This window comes from Nocardioides marmorisolisilvae (assembly GCF_003725775.1).
Lineage (GTDB): Bacteria > Actinomycetota > Actinomycetes > Propionibacteriales > Nocardioidaceae > Marmoricola > Marmoricola marmorisolisilvae.
In genome coordinates, this window is record NZ_RJSG01000002.1 from 1,320,735 (window position 1) to 1,342,956 (window position 22,222).

At 69.7% G+C, this 22,222-nt stretch carries 26 protein-coding genes; 10 read left to right on the forward strand and 16 right to left on the reverse strand.

Going from position 1 to position 22,222, the window contains the following annotated elements; all coding sequences use genetic code 11:
* Nucleotides 1–88 precede the first annotated feature (88 nt).
* Entirely contained in the window at nucleotides 89–301 is a 213-nt protein-coding gene (locus EFL95_RS10455) for a dodecin (protein ID WP_123233902.1), read from the reverse strand.
* Between the two features lie 53 nt (nucleotides 302–354).
* Between EFL95_RS10455 and EFL95_RS10460 the strand changes: the two genes are divergently transcribed.
* Together EFL95_RS10460 and EFL95_RS10465 are read left to right on the forward strand one after the other, a co-directional pair.
* Nucleotides 355–666, forward strand: coding sequence for a DUF3099 domain-containing protein (locus EFL95_RS10460; RefSeq protein WP_123233903.1), 312 nt, complete (start codon nucleotides 355–357; stop codon nucleotides 664–666).
* Nucleotides 663–866 carry an acetone carboxylase gene (locus EFL95_RS10465; RefSeq protein WP_123233904.1) on the forward strand — a complete coding sequence of 68 codons (204 nt, stop codon included), beginning with the start codon at nucleotides 663–665 and terminating at the stop codon, nucleotides 864–866. Before EFL95_RS10460 ends, EFL95_RS10465 begins: the two co-directional genes overlap by 4 nt.
* A 3-nt stretch (nucleotides 867–869) precedes the next feature.
* On the opposite strand, the gene moaA is transcribed toward EFL95_RS10465, so the two are convergent.
* Nucleotides 870–1,868 carry a GTP 3',8-cyclase MoaA gene (gene moaA, locus EFL95_RS10470; RefSeq protein ID WP_123233905.1) on the reverse strand — a complete coding sequence of 333 codons (999 nt, stop codon included), beginning with the start codon at nucleotides 1,866–1,868 and terminating at the stop codon, nucleotides 870–872.
* Nucleotides 1,869–1,900: 32 nt separating this feature from the next.
* Here moaA and EFL95_RS10475 point away from each other — a divergent pair, with 32 nt between their 5' ends.
* The gene (locus EFL95_RS10475) at nucleotides 1,901–2,686 is read left to right on the forward strand and encodes an SURF1 family cytochrome oxidase biogenesis protein (protein WP_123233906.1); all 786 of its coding nucleotides are present in this window, start codon (nucleotides 1,901–1,903) and stop codon (nucleotides 2,684–2,686) included.
* On the opposite strand, the gene EFL95_RS10480 is transcribed toward EFL95_RS10475, so the two are convergent.
* Genes EFL95_RS10480 through abc-f form a run of 4 tightly spaced genes read right to left on the reverse strand, consistent with a single transcriptional unit; the run spans nucleotide 2,627 to nucleotide 7,693 of the window.
* Entirely contained in the window at nucleotides 2,627–3,394 is a 768-nt protein-coding gene (locus tag EFL95_RS10480) for an SDR family oxidoreductase (protein ID WP_123233907.1), read from the reverse strand. The genes EFL95_RS10475 and EFL95_RS10480 overlap by 60 nt on opposite strands.
* Before the next feature lies 1 nt (nucleotide 3,395).
* A complete protein-coding gene (locus EFL95_RS10485; protein WP_123233908.1) occupies nucleotides 3,396–5,264 on the reverse strand; it encodes an ABC transporter ATP-binding protein in 1,869 nt (622 codons plus the stop codon).
* Between the two features lie 10 nt (nucleotides 5,265–5,274).
* Entirely contained in the window at nucleotides 5,275–6,057 is a 783-nt protein-coding gene (locus EFL95_RS10490) for an enoyl-CoA hydratase/isomerase family protein (protein ID WP_123233909.1), read from the reverse strand.
* A gap of 37 nt (nucleotides 6,058–6,094) precedes the next feature.
* Nucleotides 6,095–7,693, reverse strand: coding sequence for a ribosomal protection-like ABC-F family protein (abc-f, locus tag EFL95_RS10495; RefSeq protein WP_123233910.1), 1,599 nt, complete (start codon nucleotides 7,691–7,693; stop codon nucleotides 6,095–6,097).
* Between the two features lie 20 nt (nucleotides 7,694–7,713).
* Between abc-f and ypfJ the strand changes: the two genes are divergently transcribed.
* Genes ypfJ through cax form a run of 7 tightly spaced genes read left to right on the forward strand, consistent with a single transcriptional unit; the run spans nucleotide 7,714 to nucleotide 14,093 of the window.
* Nucleotides 7,714–8,649, forward strand: coding sequence for a KPN_02809 family neutral zinc metallopeptidase (ypfJ, locus tag EFL95_RS10500; protein WP_123233911.1), 936 nt, complete (start codon nucleotides 7,714–7,716; stop codon nucleotides 8,647–8,649).
* A gap of 34 nt (nucleotides 8,650–8,683) precedes the next feature.
* Nucleotides 8,684–9,721 carry a biotin synthase BioB gene (gene bioB / locus EFL95_RS10505; protein ID WP_123233912.1) on the forward strand — a complete coding sequence of 346 codons (1,038 nt, stop codon included), beginning with the start codon at nucleotides 8,684–8,686 and terminating at the stop codon, nucleotides 9,719–9,721.
* A complete protein-coding gene (bsaP, locus tag EFL95_RS10510; protein ID WP_123233913.1) occupies nucleotides 9,721–9,927 on the forward strand; it encodes a biotin synthase auxiliary protein BsaP in 207 nt (68 codons plus the stop codon). Before bioB ends, bsaP begins: the two co-directional genes overlap by 1 nt.
* A gap of 5 nt (nucleotides 9,928–9,932) precedes the next feature.
* Nucleotides 9,933–11,207, forward strand: a complete 1,275-nt coding sequence (locus tag EFL95_RS10515) for an adenosylmethionine--8-amino-7-oxononanoate transaminase (protein ID WP_123233914.1) — start codon at nucleotides 9,933–9,935, stop codon at nucleotides 11,205–11,207.
* The gene (locus EFL95_RS10520) at nucleotides 11,204–12,328 is read left to right on the forward strand and encodes an 8-amino-7-oxononanoate synthase (protein WP_123233915.1); all 1,125 of its coding nucleotides are present in this window, start codon (nucleotides 11,204–11,206) and stop codon (nucleotides 12,326–12,328) included. The genes EFL95_RS10515 and EFL95_RS10520 overlap by 4 nt, the downstream gene beginning before the upstream one ends.
* On the forward strand, nucleotides 12,325–13,005 hold the full coding sequence (bioD, locus tag EFL95_RS10525; RefSeq protein WP_123233916.1) for a dethiobiotin synthase: 681 nt from the start codon (nucleotides 12,325–12,327) through the stop codon (nucleotides 13,003–13,005). Before EFL95_RS10520 ends, bioD begins: the two co-directional genes overlap by 4 nt.
* 5 nt (nucleotides 13,006–13,010) lie before the next feature.
* Nucleotides 13,011–14,093 (forward strand): calcium/proton exchanger, encoded by a 1,083-nt coding sequence (cax, locus tag EFL95_RS10530; RefSeq protein WP_123233917.1) that lies wholly within the window; start codon nucleotides 13,011–13,013, stop codon nucleotides 14,091–14,093.
* A 10-nt stretch (nucleotides 14,094–14,103) separates the two neighbouring features.
* Here cax and EFL95_RS10535 read toward each other — a convergent pair whose 3' ends face one another.
* The 10 genes from EFL95_RS10535 to EFL95_RS10580 are packed head-to-tail and all read right to left on the reverse strand — an operon-like array spanning nucleotide 14,104 to nucleotide 21,945.
* The gene (locus tag EFL95_RS10535) at nucleotides 14,104–15,009 is read right to left on the reverse strand and encodes a phosphotransferase (protein WP_123233918.1); all 906 of its coding nucleotides are present in this window, start codon (nucleotides 15,007–15,009) and stop codon (nucleotides 14,104–14,106) included.
* A gap of 22 nt (nucleotides 15,010–15,031) precedes the next feature.
* On the reverse strand, nucleotides 15,032–15,643 hold the full coding sequence (locus EFL95_RS10540) for an acVLRF1 family peptidyl-tRNA hydrolase (RefSeq protein WP_123233919.1): 612 nt from the start codon (nucleotides 15,641–15,643) through the stop codon (nucleotides 15,032–15,034).
* Nucleotides 15,644–15,646: 3 nt separating this feature from the next.
* Nucleotides 15,647–16,006: a metal-sulfur cluster assembly factor gene (locus EFL95_RS10545; RefSeq protein WP_123233920.1), complete on the reverse strand. Its 360-nt coding sequence runs from the start codon at nucleotides 16,004–16,006 to the stop codon at nucleotides 15,647–15,649.
* The gene (gene sufU, locus EFL95_RS10550) at nucleotides 16,003–16,449 is read right to left on the reverse strand and encodes a Fe-S cluster assembly sulfur transfer protein SufU (RefSeq protein WP_123233921.1); all 447 of its coding nucleotides are present in this window, start codon (nucleotides 16,447–16,449) and stop codon (nucleotides 16,003–16,005) included. Before sufU ends, EFL95_RS10545 begins: the two co-directional genes overlap by 4 nt.
* 12 nt (nucleotides 16,450–16,461) lie before the next feature.
* Complete coding sequence (locus EFL95_RS10555) at nucleotides 16,462–17,703, reverse strand: aminotransferase class V-fold PLP-dependent enzyme (protein ID WP_123233922.1); 1,242 nt, start codon at nucleotides 17,701–17,703, stop codon at nucleotides 16,462–16,464.
* A gap of 2 nt (nucleotides 17,704–17,705) precedes the next feature.
* Nucleotides 17,706–18,464 (reverse strand): Fe-S cluster assembly ATPase SufC, encoded by a 759-nt coding sequence (sufC, locus tag EFL95_RS10560; protein ID WP_123233923.1) that lies wholly within the window; start codon nucleotides 18,462–18,464, stop codon nucleotides 17,706–17,708.
* Nucleotide 18,465: 1 nt separating this feature from the next.
* On the reverse strand, nucleotides 18,466–18,780 hold the full coding sequence (locus EFL95_RS10565; protein WP_123233924.1) for a non-heme iron oxygenase ferredoxin subunit: 315 nt from the start codon (nucleotides 18,778–18,780) through the stop codon (nucleotides 18,466–18,468).
* Nucleotides 18,780–19,913 carry a Fe-S cluster assembly protein SufD gene (gene sufD, locus EFL95_RS10570; RefSeq protein ID WP_123233925.1) on the reverse strand — a complete coding sequence of 378 codons (1,134 nt, stop codon included), beginning with the start codon at nucleotides 19,911–19,913 and terminating at the stop codon, nucleotides 18,780–18,782. Before sufD ends, EFL95_RS10565 begins: the two co-directional genes overlap by 1 nt.
* Nucleotides 19,913–21,331 (reverse strand): Fe-S cluster assembly protein SufB, encoded by a 1,419-nt coding sequence (gene sufB, locus EFL95_RS10575; protein ID WP_123233926.1) that lies wholly within the window; start codon nucleotides 21,329–21,331, stop codon nucleotides 19,913–19,915. Before sufB ends, sufD begins: the two co-directional genes overlap by 1 nt.
* On the reverse strand, nucleotides 21,328–21,945 hold the full coding sequence (locus EFL95_RS10580) for a helix-turn-helix transcriptional regulator (RefSeq protein WP_246004896.1): 618 nt from the start codon (nucleotides 21,943–21,945) through the stop codon (nucleotides 21,328–21,330). The genes sufB and EFL95_RS10580 overlap by 4 nt, the downstream gene beginning before the upstream one ends.
* Nucleotides 21,946–22,222 lie beyond the last annotated feature (277 nt).

A 22,222-nucleotide genomic window follows, 5' to 3' on the forward strand; every position in this document is an offset into this window, starting at 1 on the left:
TGTCGGCTACCTCCAAACGAAAGTTGCCGCAGGCACGCAACGCACAAGCATCGCGCGAAAGGCTTGGATAAACCCTACAAAAGCAGGGTCAGTCGTCCTCGAGGCGGAAGCCGACCTTGATGCCCACCTGGAAGTGCTCGACGGCACCGTCCTTGACCTGGCCGCGCACCTGGGTGATCTCGAACCAGTCGACGTGGCGCAGCGTCTTGGACGCGCGCTCGATGCCGTTGCGGACGGCCTGGTCGATCCCCTCGGGAGAGGTTCCGACGATCTCGGTGACTCGGTAGGTGCGATTCGACATGGGCCAAGGATGCCACGCATGGGAGCCGACCGGCACCGACGTACGATCGAGGGATGCGGTCGCGGAAGAAGGATGCGGATCAGGACGTCGTCCGGATCACCGACGCGCCCGTCAACCTCTCCGAGGACGTGGCCGAGCGCCAGCGCCGGTACCTGCTCTCGATGGCCGTCCGCACGGTCTGCTTCGTCGGAGCCGTCGTGAGCTACACCAACGGGTTGCACTGGCTCGCCTGGTTGCTGATCATCGCCTCGTTCGCGCTGCCGTTCGTCGCCGTGGTGGTCGCGAACGCCGCCTCGCCCCGGCTGCCCGAGGATGTCGACGGCCCCGGTTTCGACCCTGACCAGCACTACAAGGAGCTCGAATGAGCGTCGACCTCGAGCAGCCGATCTGCTCGGCCAAGGGCTGCACGTCGCCCGCGCAGTGGGACCTGCTCTGGAACAACCCGAAGCTGCACACCCCCGACCGCCGCAAGACCTGGCTCGCGTGCGAGGACCACAAGGCCTCGCTGTCGGACTTCCTCGGTGCGCGCGGCTTCCTGAAGGACGTCGAGCCCCACCGGGGCTGAGATCTATCCGCCGATCGCGGACATCGGTCGGTCGGGCTGCAGGAACGTCGGGTCGTCGATCCCGTGGCCGGCCCGCTTGCCCCGCATCGCCGTGACCCAGCGCTCGGCGAGCTCCTCGTCGCTGGCCCCCTCGCGCAACGGCGTGCGCAGGTCCGACTCGGTGCGCGCGAACAGGCAGTCGCGGACCTGACCGTCGGCGGTCAGCCGGACCCGGTCGCAGTCGCCGCAGAACGGACGGGTGACCGAGGCGATCACCCCCACCGTCGCCGGTCCGCCGTCCACGAGGAACTCCTCGGCCGGAGCACTACCGCGCGGCTCCCCGGTTGCCGTGAGCACGAACTCCCGCTCCAGGGACTCCAGGATCTCCTCGGCGGTGACCATCGCGTCCCGGTGCCAGTCGTGCTGGGCGTCCAGGGGCATCTGCTCGATGAAGCGCAGCTGGTAGCCGCGCTCCAGGCACCAGGCCAGCAGCTCGGGCGCCTGGTCGTCGTTGATGCCGCGGAGCAGTACGGCGTTGATCTTGATCGGGGCGAGCCCGGCGGCGGCAGCTGCCTCGACGCCGGCGATCACGTCGTGCAACCGGTCGCGGCGGGTGATGGTGGCGAAGTCAGCCGGACGCAGGGTGTCCAGGCTGACGTTGACCCGGTCCAGGCCCGCGTCGCGCAACGCCGGTGCGACCCGTTCGAGTCCGAGCGCGTTGGTGGTCAGCGAGACGTCCGGGGACGGCACCAGGTCCTTGGTACGCCGGACGATGTCGGCCAGACCGCGCCGCAGCAGCGGCTCTCCGCCGGTGAACCGGACCTCGCGGATGCCGAGCCGCTCGACCCCGACGGTGATCAGCCGGACCACCTCGTCGTCGGTCAGGGTGTCCTCGTGGGGCATCCAGTCCAGGCCGTCGGCGGGCATGCAGTAGCTGCAGCGCAAGTTGCACCGGTCGGTCAACGAGACGCGCAGGTCCGTCGCCACCCGTCCGTGGGTGTCCGCGAGTCGTAGCGCTGTCATCGCTCCATCCTAGGGCGGCTACCCTCGTGCCAGTGAGGTTCCTGTTCTCCCGCCGCTGGGTGCTCTTCGCCCTGACCGTCGGTCTCATGGCGTGGGGTGCGACGCTCCTGGGCCAGTGGCAGTTCCACCGCCTGGACGAGCGCAAGTCCGAGAACAGCCTGCTGAAGCGCAACCTCGACCAGCCTCCGGTTCCGCTGACCGACCTGCTCACCGTCGGCAAGGCCCCCAGCTCCGACGACGAGTGGCGCAAGGTCATCGTGCACGGCACCTGGGACGACGCCCACACCATCGTGCTCAAGTACCAGACCCGCGACGGCGGACCAGGCGTGGACATCGTCACGCCGCTGGTGACCGCGGACGGTCCCGCGGTCCTGGTCGACCGCGGCTGGATGAAGACCGAGAACAGCGGCGCCGAGCGTCCGAAGCTGCCCGCGGTCACGCCGGGCGACGTCACGGTCATCGGCTGGATCCGCAAGGACGGCTCCGGCCGGGCCAGCCAGGTCAACGACCTCGCGACCCGGGCCATCTCGTCGCAGACCGCCGCCAAGGTCGTGCCGTACCCGCTGTTCGGTGGCTTCCTCGACGTCGAGACCGAGAGCCCGAGCCCGGCCACGGCGTTGGGTGCGACCGAGCTCCCCGACGACACCAGCGAAGGTCCGCACTTCTTCTACGGGCTGCAGTGGTGGTTCTTCGGCTTCCTGGCGGTGTTCGGGTTCGGCTACCTGGCTTACGACGAGTGGCGACGGGCCCAGGAGGACTCAGAGCGCGCGCAGCATGCCACCGTCGACGGGGAGCATGACCCCGGTGACGAAGGATGACCGCTCGCTGAGCAGGAACGCCGCGGCCTGGCCGAACTCGGCCGGCTCGCCGTAGCGACTCAGCGGGATCCCCGCCACGGCCGCGTCCTTGGCCGCAGCCGCATCGCCGGTGGCGGCGTCCAGCTCGGCCACGCGATCGGTACCGATCCGACCGGGCAGCAGTCCGTTGACCCGGATGCCGCGCGGTCCGAGCTCGTCGGCCAGGGTCTTGGCCACCATCGCCAGACCGGGACGCAGTCCGTTCGAGACCGCGAGGTTCGCCAGCGGCGCACGCACCGAGCTGGAGAGCACGAACGCGATCGACCCGTGGCCTTCGATGGCGTCGGCCACGGCCCGCGCGATGCGCACCGAGCCGACGAAGACCGAGTCGAAGGCGCTGCGCCAGGTCTCGTCCTCGGTGCCCATCACCGTGCCGGTGGGCGGACCGCCGACCGAGATCAACGCTCCGTCGAGCCGGCCGAACCCCTCCACAGCCGCTGCGACCAGCCGAGCCGCCGATTCCGGGTCACCGTTGTCGGCAACGATCCCAACCGCTTTCCCACCCAGCGAGGCGACGGCTGCGTCGACCCGTGCGGAGGATCGCCCGCTGACGACGACGCGAGCTCCGTCAGCAACCAGCTGCTCGGCGGTGGCGAGTCCCAGGCCTCCGGTGCCCCCGGTGACCAGGAAGACCTTGCCCTCGACGCCTGTGCTTGTTCTCGGGCTCATCTCACACCGCCTGCGCGAACTGGGTGGCGTAGAGCACGGCATAGGTGCCGCCCTGCGCGAGGAGTGCCTCGTGGCTGCCCTGCTGGGTGATCCGGCCGTCCTCGACGACAAGGATCACGTCGGCGTTGAGGATCGTGGAGAGTCGGTGCGCGATCACCAGCGACGTCCGGCCCTCGAGAGCCTTGTCGAGCGCGTGCTGCACCGCCTGCTCCGACTCCGAGTCCAGGTGGGCGGTGGCCTCGTCGAGCACGACCACCGGCGGAGCCTTGAGCAGCAGCCGGGCGATCGCCAGCCGCTGGCGCTCGCCTCCGGAGAGCCGGTACCCGCGGTCCCCGACCACCGTGTCCAGGCCGTCCGGGAGGGACCGGACCAGCACGCCGATCTGGGCGGCGTCGAGGGCCGTCCAGATCTCCTCGTCGGTGACGGCCGGCCGGGCGTAGCGCAGGTTCTCCCGGATGGTGTCGTGGAACATGTGCGCGTCCTGGGTGACGTAGCCGACGGCGTCCTCCAGCGACTGCAGGGTCAGGTCCCGTACGTCGTACCCGCCGACCTTCACGGTGCCGGACGTCGCGTCGTAGAGCCGGGCCACCAGGTGGGTGATGGTGGTCTTTCCGGCACCCGACGGACCGACCAGGGCCACCATCTGGCCCGGCTCGGCGGTGAAGGTGACGCCGTGCAGGACCTGGACGTGGTCGCGGCTCTCGGCGCGCGCCACGGTCTCCAGGCTGGCCAGCGAGACCTCGTCGGCGCGCGGGTAGGTGAAGTCGACGTCGTCGAACTCCAGGCGCGAGGACCCCGCGGGCAGCACGACGGCGTCCGGCTTCTCCTGGACCGTCGACGGCAGATCGAGCACCTCGAAGACCCGGTCGAAGCTGACCAGCGCGGTCATCACGTCGACGCGGACGTTGGAGAGCCCCTGGAGCGGTCCGAGCAGCCGCAGCAGCAGCGTCGCGAGTGCGGTGAGGGTGCCGATCGTCAGCGTCGAGTCGATCACCAGGTGCCCGCCGATCCCCCACACCAACGCCGTGGCCAGCGCCGGGATCAGCATCATCGTGGCAGCGAACACCCGGGTCACCAGCGCGATCCGCACGCCGAGGTCGCGGACGACGCCGGCCCTCTCGGCGTACCGGGTGTCCTCGTCCTCGCGGCGACCGAAGAGCTTGAGCAGCAGGGCTCCGCCGACGTTGAAGCGCTCGGTCATCAGGTTGCCGAGGTCGGCGTTGCCGTTCATCTGCTGGCGGGTCAGCCCGGACAGCTGGCGACCGACCCAGCGCGAGGCGATCAGCAGCAGCGGGAACAGCGCCAGGCAGGCCAGGGTGATCTGCCAGGACAGGGCCACCATGGCCACCCCCACGACCAGCACCGAGATCGTGTTGGCGACGGTGCTCGACAGCGTCGAGGTGAAGGCGCGCTGGGCGCCGATGACGTCGTTGTTGAGGCGCGAAACCAGTGCTCCGGTCTGGGTCCGGGTGAAGAACGCCAACGACATCCGCTGCACGTGGCCGAAGACCTGGGTGCGGAGGTCGAAGATCAGGTTCTCCCCGATCCGCGAGGACAGGTAGCCGGACGCGACCCCGAGCACGGCGTCGAACAGGGCCACGCCGACCATCGCCAGCGCGACCCAGGTGACGACGCTGCCGTCGCGGGCGACGATGCCGTCGTCGAGCAGGTGCTTGACCAGGAGCGGGGTGACCACGACGAGCGCCGCGTCGAGGACGACGAAGAACAGGAACGCGAGGATGAGCCGGCGGTGCGGCGTGGAGAAGCCGACGACGCGGCGCAACGTCCGCCGCGTCAGCTTCTGGTCGACGACGGACGGGTCCGCGCGCATCGCACGCATCGCCGCCATCATCGGGCTCATCGCACTCATCGGGACACCACTAGTTGCCGCTGGCGATCTCGCGGAAGCGGTCGAACTGGACGGCCCGTTCCCAGGCGCGCTGCTCGTCGAAGGTGCGCTCGGTCGCCCCGAGCAGCACCCGCTTGGTGCCGCGCACGGCTCCGGCCGGGTGCGTGGTCATGGCGGTGACCGTCTCGGCGACGGCGGCGTCCAGCCCGGCCTCGGGCACGACCCGGTTGACCAGGCCCATCGCGAACGCCTCGGTCGCGTCCACGTTGCGTGCCGACGCGGTCAGCTCCAGCGCCCGCGAGTAGCCCACGCACTCGACCAGGTGCTTGGTGCCGGTGACGTCCGGGATGATCCCGAGGGCCGGCTCCCGCATGCTGAACTGGGCGCCGTCGGTCGCGATCCGCAGGTCGCAGGCCAGGGCGAGCTGGAACCCGCCGCCGACCGCGTAGCCCTGGACCGCGGCGATGCTGATGAACCGAGGGTCGCGCAACCAGAGGAACCCCTCCTGGAAGGTCGCGATCGTCTGGTCGAAGTCCTCCTGGGCCATCCCGAACAGGTCGGCGACCGGGGCCTCTCCCTCGATGCCGCCGCCCATCAGGACCCGCTTGTCGAGCCCGGCGCAGAACGACTCCCCGGCACCGCGGACGACGACCACACGGACGTCCTCGCCGATCGAGGCGCCGATGGCGGCGAAGGCTGCCCAGGTCGAGGGCCGCATCGCGTTGCGAATCTCCGGACGGTTCATCGTGACGGTGAGAACGGCGCCGTCCTGGGCGACGACGACGCCGCCCTGCTCGAGGAGTGCTTGATCCATGCCTGAAGCCTATTTCAGGGCCCTGACAGCCATCCGGTCAGGCGAGCGAGATCAGGTCGAGGTAGTCCTCGGACCAGAGATCCTCGTCGCCGTCCGGGAGCAGCAGCACCCGGTCCGGCTCGAGCGCCTGGACGGCGCCCTCGTCGTGCGTGACCAGGATGATCGCGCCCTGGTAGCTGCGGATCGCTGCCAGCACCTCCTCGCGCGAGGCGGGGTCCAGGTTGTTGGTCGGCTCGTCGAGGAGCAGCACGTTGGCCGAGGAGACCACCAGGATCGCCAGCGCCAGCCGGGTCTTCTCACCGCCCGACAGCACGCCCGCCGACTTGGTGGCGTCGTCGCCGCTGAACAGGAAGGAACCCAGGACGGTCCGGGTCTCCGCGTCGGTCAGCTGCGGCGCCGAGGTCCGCATGTTCTCCAGGACCGTGCGTGAGGTGTCCAGGGTCTCGTGCTCCTGGGCGTAGTAGCCGATCTTCAGGCCGTGGCCGGGAACGATGGTCCCGGTGTCGGGCTGGTCCACCCCCGCCATGATCCGCAGCATCGTCGTCTTGCCGGCACCGTTGAGCCCGAGGATGACCACCCGGGACCCCTTGTCCACGGCCAGGTCGACGTCGGTGAAGACCTCCAGGGACCCGTAGGACTTCGAGAGGCCCTCGCCCATCAGGGGCGTCTTCCCGCAGGGAGCCGGCTCGGGGAACTTGATCTTGGCGACCTTGTCGGCGGCCCGGACGCTCTCCAGGCCGTCCATCATCTTCTCGGCGCGCTTGATCATCGACTGCGCGGCCTTGGCCTTGCTCGCCTTGGCGCGCATCTTGTTCGCCTGCGCCATCAGCGTCTCGGCGGTCTTCTCCGCGCTCGCGCGCTCCTTCTTCCGCCGGTGCTCGTCGTTCTCGCGCTGCTGGAGGTAGTTCTTCCAGGTCATGTTGTAGAGGTCGACCTCGGCGCGGTTGGCGTCGAGGTAGAGCACCTTGTTGACCACGGCCTCGAGCAGCTCGACGTCGTGGCTGATCACGACGAGCCCGCCGCTGAAGGTCGCCAGGAAGTTGCGCAGCCACACGATCGAGTCGGCGTCGAGGTGGTTGGTCGGCTCGTCGAGCAGCAGGATGTCCGCCCCGGAGAATATGATCCGGGCCAGCTCGACGCGACGTCGCTGACCGCCGGAGAGGGTCTTGAGCTGTTGGCCGAGGATGCGCTCCTCGATGCCCAGCCCCGCGGCGATCTGCGCTGCCTCGGCTTCGGCGGAGTAGCCACCCGCGGCGTGGAAGGCGGCATCAGCCTTCTCGTACCGCTTCATGCCCTCGTCCCGGACCTGCGGGTCCTCCGAGGCCATCTGCTCCTCCGCCTGGCGCAGCCGAGCCACTGCGGCGTCGAGGCCGCGCACGGAGAGGATCCGGTCGCGGGCGAGCACCTCGGGGTCACCGGTGCGCGGGTCCTGCGGCAGGTAGCCGAGGGTGCCGGAGTTCGTCACCGAACCGGCGGCCGGTTGGCCCTCGCCGGCGAGGATCTTGGTCAGCGTGGTCTTCCCGGCGCCGTTGCGCCCGACCAGCCCGACCCGGTCTCCGGTGGCGATCCTGAAGGACACGTCCTGCATCAGGAGACGGGCGCCCGCACGGACTTCGAGGCTGTGGGCGGTGATCACGGGAGCACTAGTGTACGGACATGCGTTTCAACCCGAAGGCCCGCATCGACACCGGCCAGGTCGAGAACCGCAGCGGTGGCGGCGGAGGCTTCGGCGGAGGTCTCGGCGGCAGCGGGATGCGCATCCCGATCCCGAGCGGCGGAGGCGGCCGCGTCGGCCTCGGCACCGTCGTCGTGGTGATCATCTACATCGTCATCCAGGCGATCGGCGGCAACAGCCCGCTGTCCCCGCTGACCGACGGCAGCGACGGGACCTCGAGCACCGTGAGCGATCACTGCCAGACCGGTGAGGACGCGAACCGCGACCAGGCCTGCGCGATCGACCTGCTCACCAACTCGATCCAGAACTACTGGGCCCAGACGCTGCCGGACCAGCAGGGCACCCAGTACGTCGACATCAAGACCGTGAAGTTCCGGGGCTCGACGAGCTCGGGCTGCGGGCGCGCGGTCTCCGCGATGGGCCCGTTCTACTGCCCCAACGACCAGCGGGTCTACATCGACCTGGACTTCATGGACGACATGCTCACCGGCCAGCTCGGCGCCGAGGGCGGTCCGTTCGCTCTCGGCTACGTGCTCGCCCACGAGTACGGCCACCACATCGAGGACCAGCTCGGCATCCTCGGCCAGATGCGGACCCAGCAGGGACCCCGGAGCGACTCGGTCAAGGCCGAGCTGATGGCCGACTGCCTGGGCGGGATGTGGGCCAAGGACGCGCAGAAGACCACCGACGCGCTGGGTCAGATGATCATCAGCGACCTGACCCCCGACGACATCTCCCGGGCCATCAACGCCGCCCAGTCGGTCGGCGACGACCGGATCCAGAAGGAGTCCGGCGGGAAGGTCAATCCTGAACAGTGGACCCACGGGTCAGCGGCCCAACGGGAGCACTGGTTCAATACAGGTCTGAAGGAAGGGTCCCTGGAGGCCTGCGACACCTTCGCCCCCGGGGCGCTCTGAGCCTGGACGTCCCCCTGTAGTCACGAGGAGACCCATGTCCACCGCCGCCGAGGAAGCAACCGGGACGACCGCCGAGGACCGGGACATCCTGGCCATCGCGCGTGAGCAGGTGCTCGAGCGCGGCGTACCGCTGGACGAGACCCAGATCCTGCGGGTGATGCGGACCTCCGACGCCGCCCTGACCGACCTGCTCGCCCTGGCCCACGAGGTCCGGATGAAGTGGTGCGGCCCCGAGGTCGAGGTCGAGGGCATCGTGTCGATCAAGACCGGCGGCTGTCCCGAGGACTGCCACTTCTGCTCCCAGTCCGGCCAGTTCACCTCCCCGGTGCGCTCTGTCTGGCTGAACATCCCCGAGCTGGTCAAGGCTGCCGAGCAGACCGCGGCCACCGGCGCCTCGGAGTTCTGCATCGTCGCCGCCGTCCGCGGACCCGACGAGCGTCTGATGACCCAGATGCGCGAGGGCGTGAAGGCGATCAAGGAGGCCGTCGACATCGAGGTCGCCGCCTCGCTCGGGATGCTGTCCCAGGAGCAGGTCGACGACCTGGTCGACATGGGCATCCACCGCTACAACCACAACCTCGAGGCCGCGCGCAGCTTCTTCCCGCAGGTCGTCACCACGCACTCCTGGGAGGAGCGCTGGGACACTTGCCTGATGGTCCGCGAGTCCGGCATGGAGCTGTGCTGCGGCTGCCTGGTCGGCATGGGCGAGACCGTCGAGCAGCGCGCCGAGCTCGCTGCCCAGCTCGGTGAGCTGCAGCCGGACGAGGTGCCGCTGAACTTCCTGAACCCGCGTCCCGGGACGCCGTTCGGCGACCTGCCGCTGATGGAGTCCACCGAGGCGCTGCGCACCATCGCCGCGTTCCGCCTGGCGCTCCCCCGCACGATCCTCCGGTACGCCGGCGGCCGGGAGCTCACCCTCGGTGACCTCGGCACCCGCGACGGCCTGCTCGGTGGCATCAACGCCGTCATCGTCGGCAACTACCTGACCACGCTGGGCCGGGACCCGAAGGAGGACCTGGCCCTGCTCGACGACCTGAAGATGCCGATCAAGGCGCTCAGCAGCAGCCTGTGATGACCAAGCTGCACCTGTACTGCGGCTACTGCGGTCGGCCGCGCACCGAACCCGGTGAAGAATCCAGCCACGACGGGTGCGCCGAGAACCTGCGGATGGAACCGCCGCGCTACTGCTCGCAGTGCGGGCGCCGGATGCAGGTCCAGGTGTCGCCGACCTCGTGGACGGCCAAGTGCGTCGAGCACGGGGAGACCTCGAACCCGTAGGCACCATGGACACTGACTTCGACCGCGACCACCTCTGGCACCCGTACTCCTCGATGACGGCGCCGGGGATCGTCTACCCGGTCTCGCGCGCCAGCGGCACCCGGCTGACCCTGGACGTCGCCGGGGCCGAGCGCGAGGTGGTCGACGCGATGAGCTCCTGGTGGTGCGCGATCCACGGGTACGGCGTCCCGGAGCTCGACGCGGCGGCCCGCGCGCAGCTGGATGCGATGAGCCACGTCATGTTCGGCGGCCTGACCCACGCCCCGGCGATCGAGCTCGGCCGGCGCCTCGTCGACCTGGCCCCCGACGGTCTCGACAAGGTGTTCTTCGCCGACTCCGGCTCGGTCTCGGTCGAGGTCGCGATGAAGATGGCCTGGCAGGCGCACGCCGCCGGCGGGCTGACCCGGACCAAGTTCTTCACCATCCGCGGCGGCTACCACGGTGACACCTTCTCGCCGATGGGAGTCACCGACCCCGAGGGCGGCATGCACTCCATGTACGCCGGCCTGCTGGTCGAGCACGTCTTCGCGGAGCGCCCGCCGGCCATCGGTGAGCCGCTCGACGCCTGGGCCGAGGCGACCACGACCCTGTTCGAGCAGCACGCCGACGAGCTGGCCGCCGTCATCATCGAGCCGCTGCTCCAGGGAGCGGGTGGCATGCACGTCTACGACCCGGCGGCGGTCCGCCTCCTCGCGGACCTCGCCCGGCAGCACGGCGCGCTGGTGATCTTCGACGAGATCGCCACCGGCTTCTACCGGACCGGCACCCGCTGGGCGGGAGACGCTTGCGAGGTCACCCCGGACATCCTCTGCGTGGGGAAAGCCCTGACCGGGGGCTACCTCACCCTGGCCGCCGTGATCACCTCTGCCGAGATCGCGGCCCGGGTCGACGCCAGCCCGGCCGGCGCGATGATGCACGGGCCTACCTTCATGGCCAACCCGCTGGCCTGTGCGGTCGCTTCGGCGAACCTGGACCTGCTCGCCTCCTACGACGTGGAGGCCCGGGTCAAGGAGATCAGCAGTGGCCTGACCAGCGGCCTGACCGCGGCCCACGACCTGCGCTCGATCGTCGACGTCCGGGTGCTCGGCGCCGTCGGGGTGCTCGAGCTCGACTCCCCCGTCGACGTACCGGCGATCACCACGGCCGCGCTCGACCGCGGGGTCTGGGTGCGTCCGTTCCGCAACCTCGTCTACACGATGCCGCCCTTCATCAGCTCTCCCGAGGACGTCGAGACCATCACCAAGGCCATGGTCGGCGCGGTCGAGGAGGTGCACGGATGAGCTCGTACTCCGACTGGCTCGCCGAACGGGCCGCTGCCCGCGAGGAAGCCGGCCTCGTACGACGCGTGTTCCCGAGCGACGTCGGCGGTCCGATGATCGACCTGGCCGGCAACGACTACCTCGGCCTGTCCCGCGACCCGCGGGTCGTCGACGCGGCGGCGGTCGCGGCGCGCGAGTTCGGCGCCGGCGCCGGAGCCTCCCGCCTGGTCACCGGCACCCTGGCCGTCCACGAGCTCCTCGAGGCCGCGCTCGCCGGGTTCACCGGGTTCCCGTCGGCACTGGTCTTCTCGACCGGGTACCACGCCAACCTCTCGGTGGTGGCGGCTCTCGCCGACGCGGACACCTTGATCGTCAGCGACGCCCACGTGCACGCCTCGATGATCGACGCCTGCCGGCTCTCCCGAGGTCGAGTGCAGGTCGTTCCGCACAACGACGTCCAGGCGGTCGAGGACGCCCTGAGCCAGCGCACCGAGGCACGCGCGCTCGTGCTGATCGAGACCATCTACAGCGTCCTCGGGGACGCCGCCCCGGTGGCCGAGCTCGCCTCGGCCTGCGAGCGGCACGACGCCCTCCTCGTCGCCGACGAGGCGCACGCGCTCGGTGTCTGCGGCGACGGCGGACGCGGGCTGCTGCACCAGGCTGGTCTCGCCGGTGCCGAGCACGTGATCGCGACCCTGACCCTCAGCAAGTCGCTGGGCTCCCAGGGCGGTGCGGTGCTCGCCGTACCGGCCGTGCGTGAGCACCTGGTCAACACCGCCCGACCGTTCATCTACGACACCGGGCTCGCACCGGCGGCGACCGCGGCCGCGAACGAGGCCCTGACCGTGCTCGCCATGGAGCCCGAATGCGCCAGCCAGGTGCGTGCGGTCGCGGGCCGGCTGGCCGACGCGTGCGGGGTGCCCGCTCCGGAGGGCGCCGTGCTGGCCGTCCCGATGCCCGGCCCGCTCGAGGCGGTGGCCGCGGTGGACGCCGCCGCGGAGCACGGGCTGCGGATCGGGTGCTTCCGACCGCCGTCGACGCCCGACGGCATCTCCCGGCTGCGGCTGACGGCGCACGCGCACCTGTCCGACGAGGAAGTGTCCACGGCGACCAAGGTGCTGCGAGAGCTGTTGGGCCGATGACGGTCTGGTTCGTGACCGGCACCGACACCGAGGTCGGCAAGACGGTGGCCACAGCAGCCCTGGCCGTCGCCCTGCTCGCCGAGGGCCGCAGCCCGTACGTCATCAAGCCCGCGCAGACCGGGGTCGAGTCGGTCGACGCAGGTGACCTCGACGAGGTCAGGCGGCTGGCCGGAAACGTCGCCGGGCACGAAGGGGTGCGCCTGAAGGCGCCGCTCGCCCCGGACACGGCCGCACGGCTGGAGGGTGCGACGTTGCCCGGCCTGGCGGACCAGCGTGACGCGATCCTGACCGCCGCCGAGAGCCACGACGTGCTGGTCGAGGGCGCCGGCGGCGTCCTCGTGCCCGTCGGTGAGGCCTGGAACCTCCTCGACCTCGCGCAGACCGTGGCCCACGCCGGCACCGAGGTCGGGTTCGTCGTCGTCGCCCGCGCCGGGCTCGGCACCCTGAACCACAGCGTCCTGACCGTGCAAGCGATCCAGCACCGCTCGCTCACCGTTCTCGGTGTGCTCATCGGGTCCTGGCCCGAGCAGCCCGACCTGGCCGCCGAGCAGAACCTGCTCGACCTTCCGCTGATCACCGGGGTGCCGCTCCTCGGCCGCATCCCGGCAGGAGTCGGTGCTCTCGACGGGCCGACCTTCGCCGCTGCAGCACCGGAGTGGCTGACCCTGCCAGACTGACCGCCATGAGCGTGGAGCAGACCTCGGGGCAGACTTTCATCCGTTCGGACCTGGTTGTCATCGGCGGTGGCGCCGGGCTCTGCGTCCTGGCCGGCATCGCCCACTACGGCAACTGGAACTCGGTGGTCAGCTTCCTGGTCAGCGCTGCGGCCGTGTGCCTGCTGGCCAGCCTGGTCGGCCGCAGCGTCGAGCAGCTCGGCGATCGGTTCGGACCGGGAGCGACCGGGGTGCTCCAGTCAGCCCTCGGCAACCTGCCGGAGCTGTTCATCTGCATCTTCGCCCTCAAGTCCGGCCTGGTCGATGTGGTCCGGGCAGCGCTGATCGGGTCGATCCTGGCCAACTTGCTGCTCGTGCTCGGCCTCGCCTTCCTCGTCGGCGGCCTCAAGCACGGCACCCAGAAGCTCGGCTCGGAGCGCGCCCGCACGATCAGCGTGCTGATGCTGCTCTCGGTGACCGCGATGGCGATCCCGTCCATCGCGCACGAGGTGCACAGCCCGGCCGGATCGCACGAGGTGGCCTTCTCGGTGATCGTGTCCATCATCCTGCTGGCCCTCTTCGCGCTCTCGCTCCCGTTCTCCCTGCGCCGCGACCCGGACTCGACCGAGGTCGTCGAGACCGAACCGCCGCGCTGGCCGGTCTGGCTGGCGATCACCATGCTGGCGGTGGCGGGCGCCCTCGCCGCCTTCGTCTCCGACTGGTTCGTGAAGGCACTGGAGCCGGCGATGGACACCCTGAACATCTCACCGGTGTTCGCCGGTCTGGTGATCGTCGCGATCGCCGGCAACGCGGTCGAGAACGTGGTCGGCGTCCAGCTCGCCGCCCGCGGTCAGTCCGAGTACGCCTTCTCGGTGATCCTCAACAGCCCGATCCAGATCGCGCTGGTGCTCGCCCCGGCCCTGGTCCTGATCAGCCAGATCTTCGGTCTCGCGTCGCTGACCCTGGTCTTCGGACCGATGCTGGTGGTCTCGCTGATGCTCTCGGTGATCCTGGCCGCGGCGATCGCCCAGGACGGCGAGTCGACGTGGCTCGAGGGTGCGACCCTGATCGCGCTCTACGGGATCATCGCGACCAGCTTCTGGTGGGGCTAGTCCGCAGCAGCTACAGGAGCGCCTCGATCTGCGGCGCCTGCCGCTGCAGCGCCCGCAGGTGGGGTGCGACCGAGGGATGCTTGAACTTGCCGGCCAGGGCGCCCTCACCGGGCGCGACCCGGGACAAGGCCCACTCCGCCCGGCTGAACACCGTGTAGACCGCCATCACGCTGGCCGCCGTCCGCACCGCGTCCTTGTCGAGCGAGGCTCCGGACTCCGCGATCCCACCCAGGTAGGCGTCGAGCAGGACCTCGAAGTCCTCCCGCGCCGACAGGGCGTAGTAGCCGAGGTCGGTCCCGATCGGGCCGAAGCCGAAGCCCTGCCAGTCCACCGCGACGACGTCCTCGCCACGACCGGCCACGAAGTTCGCCGGAACGGCGTCCCCGTGCAGCCGTCCGGCCGGACCCTCGTCGCGCCGCGCCAGCCAGGAGCCGCGGCGCGACCACAAGGTGTCCGCGACGTCGGCCAGCGTCGTCCGGCCGAGCGTCGGCCACCCGCCCCGTGCCTCGGCGAAACCCAGACGGTCGGTCAAGGTCCGCCGCGCCGCCCAGGCCGGCGGTGTCACCGACTCCCCGGCGAAACGGCCCAGCGCCCGGGCCACGAACAGCGAAGGCGGCGGTTCGGCCACGACCTCGGTGGCCCAGACGGTGACGCCGTCGGTGTCCTCCTCCACGCGCAGGTAGCGCGGCGGCACCAAGCCCGGGCCGTCCACGACCTCGGGGTGCAGCGCGACCTCAGCCTCGCGGCGCCAGTACCCGGCGTGGGTGCGGTCCTCGAGCAGGGTCTCGTCCGGACCCGGTCGACGCAGCCGCTTGACGATCGCGGCCGTGCCCTCGTGCTCGCCCCGCCAGACACCGACGGTCGCGGGGCCACCGCCTGCGGGCAGCGCGGTCCACGCGGGGTCGGGCTGCCACATGCTCGGCTCCGATCGCGGAAGGTCAGACGTTGATGACGCTCATCGTGACAGAACCGGCGTCCAGAACCGCGTCTTCCAGGACCCCGCGTCGCGGATCCGGCACCGTGAGGAAGTCACCCACGACCCGCCCGGCAAGCCCGCGCAGGCGGGCATCGGCGAGCACGGAGTCGACCGCGACGGCATCTCCACCCACCACGACCGCCGGCGCGTCGGCGATCAGTCGGGCCGCGTGGTCGGCGGCAGCCTCGAACGCCGCCCTCGCCTGGTTCTCGCGACGGCGTGCGAACCGCTGCTGGCTCTGGCCTCCGGCCTTGGTCCGTCCCTGCACGTGCCGCTGACCGGTCTTGGAGTCGGCCATTGCGGCACCGTGCATCCGTGCGACCGCGAAGCCGCCCTTGCGGACGAGCAGGATCCCCCAGTCGGCCGGCGGGACGCAGGCCTCAGCGAATGCTTCCGCGGTCGCCGGTCCGGCGTACGCGAGCGAGAACGGCAGCGACGCCAGGAACGAGGAACCGTCCGGCGCGGTCCCGACGAGCGAGTGGCGGAAGATCGACAGGTCCGCGGCCCCGTGCCGGGCCTCGAAGTTCTGGAGCCAACGGGCCACCCGACTCGGCGGCACCAGGACGCTGGTCACGGGTCAGACGTTGAAGCCGAGGGCCCGCAGCTGCTCGCGGCCGTCGTCGGTGATCTTGTCCGGGCCCCACGGCGGCATCCAGACCCAGTTGATCGTCACGTCGCCGACCAGACCCTCGAGGGCGGTGTTGGTCTGGTCCTGGATCACGTCGGTCAACGGGCAGGCGGCCGAGGTGAGCGTCATGTCGAGCACGACGTTGGACTCCTGGTCCAGGTTCACGCCGTAGACCAGACCGAGGTCGACCACGTTGATGCCGAGCTCGGGGTCGACGACGTCCTTCATCGCCTCGAGGACGTCGTCCTCGGTCGCGGTCGCGGTCCCACCGCCGAGGTCCACGTCGGGGAGATCAGAGTGATCGGTCATGCGGGTTCTCCTTGGGCTTGCACGGCCGCGTCCTTGAACGCCATCCACGACAACAGTGCGCACTTCACGCGGGCCGGGAACTTCGCCACACCGGCGAACGCGATCCCGTCCTCGAGGACGTCCTCGTCGGGCTCCACCTGCCCCTTGCCCTGCATCAGCTCGAGGAACGCGGCGTGGGTGTCCAGCGCCTCGGACAGCGGCCGTCCGATGACCAGGTCGGTCATCACCGAGGCCGACGCCTGGCTGATCGAGCAGCCCTCGGCGTCGTACGAGACGTCGCCGACGGTGCCGTCCTCGTTGAGGTGCACGCGCAGGGTCACCTCGTCACCGCAGGTCGGGTTGACGTGGTGCACCTCGGACTCGAAGGGGTCGCGAAGGCCCGCGTGGTGCGGGTTCCGGTAGTGGTCCAGGATGATCTCCTGGTACAGGGCGTCGAGGTCCATGACTGTCTAACGTCACCCGACCTTGAAGTAGTTCTTGGTGTACTCGAGGCCGTCGATCAGAGCGTCGATCTCCGCCGGCGTCGTGTACAGATAGGACGAGGCGCGGGTCGAGGACTGCACCCCGAACCGCTTGTGGGCGGGCTTCGCGCAGTGGTGCCCGGCCCGTACGGCGATACCGCGGGAGTCGAGCAGCTGCGCCACGTCGTGCGGGTGCACGCCCGCCAGCTCGAACGAGACGGCCCCACCTCGATGCGCAGCATCGAGCGGGCCCAGCACCCGCACCCCGGACACCGACGCCAAGCCGTCCAGCAGGTGCGCGGTGATCGCGACCTCGTGCGCGTGGATCGCGTCCAGGCCGACGTGCGAGATGTAGTCGATCGCCGCGCCCAGACCGACGGCCTCGACGATCGGCGGCGTGCCGGCCTCGAACTTGTGCGGGATCGGCGCCCAGGTGGACTTCTCCATCGACACGGTCGCGATCATCTCGCCGCCCCCGAGGAACGGCGGCAGTGCGTTGAGCAGCTCGGTGCGGCCCCACAGCACGCCGATGCCGGTCGGGCCGGTCACCTTGTGCCCGGTGAACGCCACGAAGTCGGCGTCCACGGCCTGCACGTCGACCGGCAGGTGCGGAGCGGCCTGGGAGGCGTCCAGCACCACCACGGCGCCGATCTCGTGCGCCCGGCGGGCGATCTCGGCGACCGGGTTGATCGTGCCGAGCATGTTCGAGACCCAGGTCAGCGCGACGACCTTCGTGCCCGGCGAGAGCAGCTCGTCGATCCGGGAGAGGTCGAGCGTCCCGTCCTCGGCGATCCCGAACCAGTCCAGCGAAGCACCGGACCGCTCGCAGGCGAGCTGCCACGGGACGATGTTGGAGTGGTGCTCCATCTCGGTGATGACGACCCGGTCCCCCGGACCGAGGGGGAACGTCCGCGCGACCAGGTTCAGCGCCTCGGAGGCGTTCTTGGTGAAGATCACCTCGTCGCGCGACGGCGCGTTCAGGAACGTCGCGACCTTGTCGCGCGCACCCTCGAACGCCTCCGTGGACTCGGCACCGAGCTGGTGCATCGCCCGGGCGATGTTCGCGTTGTGGCGCTCGAGGTGGTCGACCATCGCGTCGATGACCACCTGCGGCTTCTGCGAGGTGTTGGCGCTGTCCAGGTAGACCAGGGGGAACCCACCCTCGAGCGTGCGCTCGAGGATCGGGAAATCCTTGCGGATGACCTCCAGGTCGGGCAGCAGCGCGCCGGCGGACATGATCAGACCGCCGCCGAGACGTACTTGTCGTAGCCGTTCGCCTCGAGCTCGTCGGCCAGCTCCGGGCCGCCCTCCTCGGCGACCTGGCCGTTGACGAACACGTGCACGAAGTCCGGGGTGATGTAGCGCAGGATCCGGGTGTAGTGGGTGATCAGCAGAACACCCTTGTCACCGTTCTCCTTGAACCGGTTCACGCCCTCGGAGACGATCTTCAGCGCGTCGATGTCGAGGCCCGAGTCGGTCTCGTCGAGGACGGCGACCTTCGGGTCCAGCAGCTCGAGCTGGACGATCTCGTGGCGCTTCTTCTCACCACCGGAGAAGCCCTCGTTCACGTTGCGGCTGGCGAAGGCGGTGTCCATCTTCACCCGGTCCATGGCCGCGTTGACGTCCTTGACCCAGGTGCGCAGCTTCGGCGCCTCGCCGTCGATCGCCGTCTTGGCGGTCCGCAGGAAGTTCGACACCGACACCCCCGGCACCTCGACCGGGTACTGCATCGCCAGGAAGAGACCAGCCCGGGCGCGCTCGTCGACCGACATCTCGAGCACGTCGACGCCGTCGAGGGTGATCGAGCCACTGGTCACGGTGTACTTCGGGTGCCCGCTGATCGTGTAGGCCAGCGTGGACTTGCCGGAGCCGTTCGGCCCCATGATGGCGTGCGTCTCGCCGTCCTTGATGGTCAGGTTGACGCCCTTGAGGATCTCCTTGGGACCGTCCTCGGTCTCGACCGAGACGTGCAGGTCCTTGATCTCCAGCGTTGCCATGTCAGTTCTCTCCTAGATCAACAAGTACGTCGTCACCGGCGATCTGCACCGGGAAAACAGGAACGGGTTCGGTGGCCGGCGGGCCGAGCGGCTTGCCGGTGCGGAGGTCGAAGCGCGAGCCGTGCATCCAGCACTCGATCTCGCAGCCCTCCACGTCGCCCTCGGACAGCGCGACAGCCGCGTGGCTGCACTCATCCTCGATGGCGTAGAAGTCGTCGCCGTCGCGCACGATGGCCACGTCGAGCCCGTCCACCTCGACCCGCACGGCGGAGCCGGCGGGTACCTCAGCGACGGAGCAGGCGCGGACGAACGCCATCAGCGGAGCACATTCTTCGCGAGCTCGGCCTCGACGGTCTCCCGCAGCTTGTCCTCCAGCGACTCGACGCCGATCTTGCCGATCAGGTCGTTGAAGAAGCCGTGCACCACCAGACGGCGGGCCTCGGCCTCCTCGATGCCGCGCGAGCGCAGGTAGAACAGCTGGTTGTCGTCGAAGCGACCGGTGGCAGAGGCGTGCCCGGCGCCCTCGATCTCGCCGGTCTCGATCTCCAGGTTGGGGACCGAGTCGGCCTGGCAGCCGTCGGTGAGGATGAGGTTGCGGTTCTCCTCGTAGGTCTCGATGCCCTCGGCGACCTTGCGGATCAGCACGTTGCCGATCCAGACCGCGTGCGCACCCTCGCCCTGCAGCGCGCCCTTGTAGACGACGTTGCTCCGGGTCTTGGGGGCGGTGTGGTCGACGAACAGCCGGTGCTCGATGTGCTGACCCTCGTCGGCGAAGTACATGCCGAGCATCTCCACCGAGCCGCCCGGACCGTCGTACTCGGCGGTCGCGTCGTGGCGGACCACGTCACCGCCGAACGAGACCGAGACGTGCTTGAGCGTCGCGTCCCGGCCGATCTTGGCGTGCTGGGTCGAGTGGTGCACGGCGTCGTCGGCCCAGTCCTGCAGCGAGACGACGGTCAGCTCGGCGCCGTCCTCGAGCACGATCTCGATGTTGTCGGCGAGCACCGCGGTGCCCTCGAAGTCGAGGACCACGGTGGCCTTGGAGAACTTCTCCGCCACGATCACGGTGTGGGCCGCGCCGGCGGTGTCCGCGCCGGTACCCACGTGCCGCAGGACCGTGGTCGCCTCGACGACGGCCTCGGCGGGCACGCGCACCAGGGTCACCCCGGTGGCGGCCTCCCAGGCCCGGGCCGAGACCCGGTCGGTCGGGACGAGCCCGGAGGTGCCGCGCACGACCGCGTCAGCGGCCAGGTGCTCCACGACGACGCCCGGAGCGGCCTCGGACTTGAGCACCACGGCGCCGTCCGCGAACGGGGCGGAGTCGTGCAGACCGCGCAGCCGCTTGAGCGGGGTGAAGCGCCAGATCTCCTCCATCCCGGTCGGGACCGGGTGGTCGGCCAGGTCGAACGAGCCCACCGGGTGCAGGTGGGAGGAAACATCGAGACCCATCAGCCGACGGCCCCTTCCATCTGGAGCTCGATGAGGCGGTTGAGCTCGAGCGCGTACTCCATCGGGAGCTCCTTCGCGATCGGCTCGACGAAGCCGCGGACGATCATGGCCATCGCCTCGTCCTGCTCCATGCCACGCGACATCAGGTAGAACAGCTGGTCCTCGGAGACCTTCGAGACGCTGGCCTCGTGACCCATCGAGACGTCGTCCTCGCGGATGTCGACGTACGGGTAGGTGTCCGAGCGGCTGATCTGGTCGACCAGCAGCGCGTCGCAGAGCACGTTGCTCTTGGAGCCGTGCGCGCCCTCGTTGACCTGGATCAGGCCCCGGTACGACGTACGGCCACCGCCGCGCGCCACCGACTTGCTCAGGATCGAGGACGAGGTGTTCGGGGCGGCGTGCACCATCTTGGCGCCGGCGTCCTGGTGCTGGCCCTCGCCGGCGAACGCGATCGAGAGGGTCTCGCCCTTGGCGTGCTCGCCCATCAGGTAGATGGCCGGGTACTTCATGGTGACCTTGGAGCCGATGTTGCCGTCGACCCACTCCATGGTCGCGCCGGCCTCGCAGACGGCGCGCTTGGTCACCAGGTTGTAGACGTTGTTCGACCAGTTCTGGATGGTCGTGTAGCGGCAGCGGCCGCCCTTCTTCACGATGATCTCGACGACCGCGGAGTGCAGCGAGTCGCTGGAGTAGATCGGCGCGGTGCAACCCTCGACGTAGTGCACGTAGGCGTCCTCGTCGACGATGATCAGCGTCCGCTCGAACTGGCCCATGTTCTCGGTGTTGATGCGGAAGTAGGCCTGCAGCGGGATGTCGACGTGCACGCCCTTCGGCACGTAGATGAACGAGCCGCCCGACCAGGTCGCGGTGTTCAGCGCGGAGAACTTGTTGTCGCCGACCGGGATGACGGTCGTGAAGTACTCCTTGAAGAGCTCCTCGTGCTCCTTCAGGGCGGTGTCGGTGTCGACGAAGATGACGCCCTGCTCCTCGAGGTCCTCACGGATCGAGTGGTAGACGACCTCGGACTCGTACTGGGCGGCGACACCGGCGACCAGGCGCTGCTTCTCCGCCTCCGGGATGCCGAGCTTGTCGTAGGTGTTCTTGATGTCCTCGGGCAGGTCCTCCCACGAGGCGGCCTGCTTCTCCGAGGAGCGCACGAAGTACTTGATGTTGTCGAAGTCGATCCCGTCGAGCTCCGCGCCCCAGACCGGCATAGGCTTGCGGCCGAAGAGCTTGAGGCCCTTCAGGCGCAGGTCGAGCATCCACTGCGGCTCGCTCTTCTTCGCGGAGATGTCGCGCACGACGGCCTCGTTCAGGCCGCGGGTGGCAGCGGCACCGGCCTCGTCGGAGTCGGCCCAGCCGAAGTCGTAGCGGCCGATCTCCTTCAGCTCGGGGTTCAGATCTTCGATGGAGGTCATCCGATCGACCTTTCCTGGTTGGGGATGCACGTCGTACACACACCGTCGCCGTGGGCGATGGTGGCAAGCCTCTGCACGTGTGAACCGAGAACGCGACTGATCGCTTCCGTCTCGGCCTCGCACAGCTGCGGGAACTCGTGGGCCACGTGGGACACGGGGCAGTGCTGCTGGCACAGCTGGTCTCCGACCACGGGCAGCCGGGTGACCGAGGCGGCGTAGCCCTCGCCGGTGAAGATGGCCGCCAGCACCTCGGCGGGCGACAGCTCCGGGTTGGCGGCGGCGACATCGGCGAAGCGCTCCTCGATGAAGCCGGCCCGCCGCTCGGCGAACAGCTTCACGGCGTCCTCGCCCCCGGTCTCGGCCAGGAACCGCAGCGCCTGGACGGCCAGGTCGTCGTACTGCTGGTCGAACTGGTCACGACCGTTCTCGGTGAGGATGAACAGCTTCGCGGGACGCCCGCGACCACGGACGGTGGCACGCGGCTCGCGCACCTCGATCGCGCCATCGGCGAGCAGGTGGTCCAGGTGACGACGCACGGCGGCCGGGGTCAGCGCCAGGCGCTCACCGAGGGCCGCGGCGGTCGAGGCGCCGTTCTCCAGGATCGACCGAGCCACGCGCTCACGCGTCGGCGCATCTGACCCTGCGGTCAGGCTCTGGTCGATTTCCACAACACCAGTGTGCCGTTAATGAATTCAAGGTTTCAAATAAGGCTCCCCTAACTCACATGCCCCGATCTTCCGCTGTGTTCCGCGTCACGTTCGCGCACCTGCACCGTCCCTTCTTCAACCAAGGGTCAACCAACACTCCCCGGCAGTTCGCCGGGTCGTTTTCCGGCACCTGATTCCCTTCAGTCGAACCGAGAACGGCCGATGGAACACCCGAGGCGGGGAG

What these genes read in the sequence shown, in the direction of transcription:
- EFL95_RS10490 (WP_123233909.1), bottom strand. Translation starts at nt 6,057, where the DNA reads ATGGATCAAGCACTCCTCGAGCAGGGCGGCGTCGTCGTCGCCCAGGAC.
- sufU (WP_123233921.1), bottom strand. Translation starts at nt 16,449, where the DNA reads ATGGACCTCGACGCCCTGTACCAGGAGATCATCCTGGACCACTACCGG.
- EFL95_RS10520 (WP_123233915.1), top strand. Translation starts at nt 11,204, where the DNA reads ATGAGCTCGTACTCCGACTGGCTCGCCGAACGGGCCGCTGCCCGCGAG.
- EFL95_RS10535 (WP_123233918.1), bottom strand. Translation starts at nt 15,009, where the DNA reads ATGTGGCAGCCCGACCCCGCGTGGACCGCGCTGCCCGCAGGCGGTGGC.
- sufD (WP_123233925.1), bottom strand. Translation starts at nt 19,913, where the DNA reads ATGGGTCTCGATGTTTCCTCCCACCTGCACCCGGTGGGCTCGTTCGAC.
- EFL95_RS10460 (WP_123233903.1), top strand. Translation starts at nt 355, where the DNA reads ATGCGGTCGCGGAAGAAGGATGCGGATCAGGACGTCGTCCGGATCACC.
- EFL95_RS10480 (WP_123233907.1), bottom strand. Translation starts at nt 3,394, where the DNA reads ATGAGCCCGAGAACAAGCACAGGCGTCGAGGGCAAGGTCTTCCTGGTC.
- EFL95_RS10485 (WP_123233908.1), bottom strand. Translation starts at nt 5,264, where the DNA reads ATGAGTGCGATGAGCCCGATGATGGCGGCGATGCGTGCGATGCGCGCG.
- bsaP (WP_123233913.1), top strand. Translation starts at nt 9,721, where the DNA reads ATGACCAAGCTGCACCTGTACTGCGGCTACTGCGGTCGGCCGCGCACC.
- EFL95_RS10515 (WP_123233914.1), top strand. Translation starts at nt 9,933, where the DNA reads ATGGACACTGACTTCGACCGCGACCACCTCTGGCACCCGTACTCCTCG.
- EFL95_RS10545 (WP_123233920.1), bottom strand. Translation starts at nt 16,006, where the DNA reads ATGACCGATCACTCTGATCTCCCCGACGTGGACCTCGGCGGTGGGACC.
- bioD (WP_123233916.1), top strand. Translation starts at nt 12,325, where the DNA reads ATGACGGTCTGGTTCGTGACCGGCACCGACACCGAGGTCGGCAAGACG.
- sufC (WP_123233923.1), bottom strand. Translation starts at nt 18,464, where the DNA reads ATGGCAACGCTGGAGATCAAGGACCTGCACGTCTCGGTCGAGACCGAG.
- moaA (WP_123233905.1), bottom strand. Translation starts at nt 1,868, where the DNA reads ATGACAGCGCTACGACTCGCGGACACCCACGGACGGGTGGCGACGGAC.
- ypfJ (WP_123233911.1), top strand. Translation starts at nt 7,714, where the DNA reads ATGCGTTTCAACCCGAAGGCCCGCATCGACACCGGCCAGGTCGAGAAC.
- EFL95_RS10465 (WP_123233904.1), top strand. Translation starts at nt 663, where the DNA reads ATGAGCGTCGACCTCGAGCAGCCGATCTGCTCGGCCAAGGGCTGCACG.
- EFL95_RS10565 (WP_123233924.1), bottom strand. Translation starts at nt 18,780, where the DNA reads ATGGCGTTCGTCCGCGCCTGCTCCGTCGCTGAGGTACCCGCCGGCTCC.
- EFL95_RS10455 (WP_123233902.1), bottom strand. Translation starts at nt 301, where the DNA reads ATGTCGAATCGCACCTACCGAGTCACCGAGATCGTCGGAACCTCTCCC.
- cax (WP_123233917.1), top strand. Translation starts at nt 13,011, where the DNA reads ATGAGCGTGGAGCAGACCTCGGGGCAGACTTTCATCCGTTCGGACCTG.
- EFL95_RS10555 (WP_123233922.1), bottom strand. Translation starts at nt 17,703, where the DNA reads ATGTCCGCCGGCGCGCTGCTGCCCGACCTGGAGGTCATCCGCAAGGAT.
- sufB (WP_123233926.1), bottom strand. Translation starts at nt 21,331, where the DNA reads ATGACCTCCATCGAAGATCTGAACCCCGAGCTGAAGGAGATCGGCCGC.
- bioB (WP_123233912.1), top strand. Translation starts at nt 8,684, where the DNA reads ATGTCCACCGCCGCCGAGGAAGCAACCGGGACGACCGCCGAGGACCGG.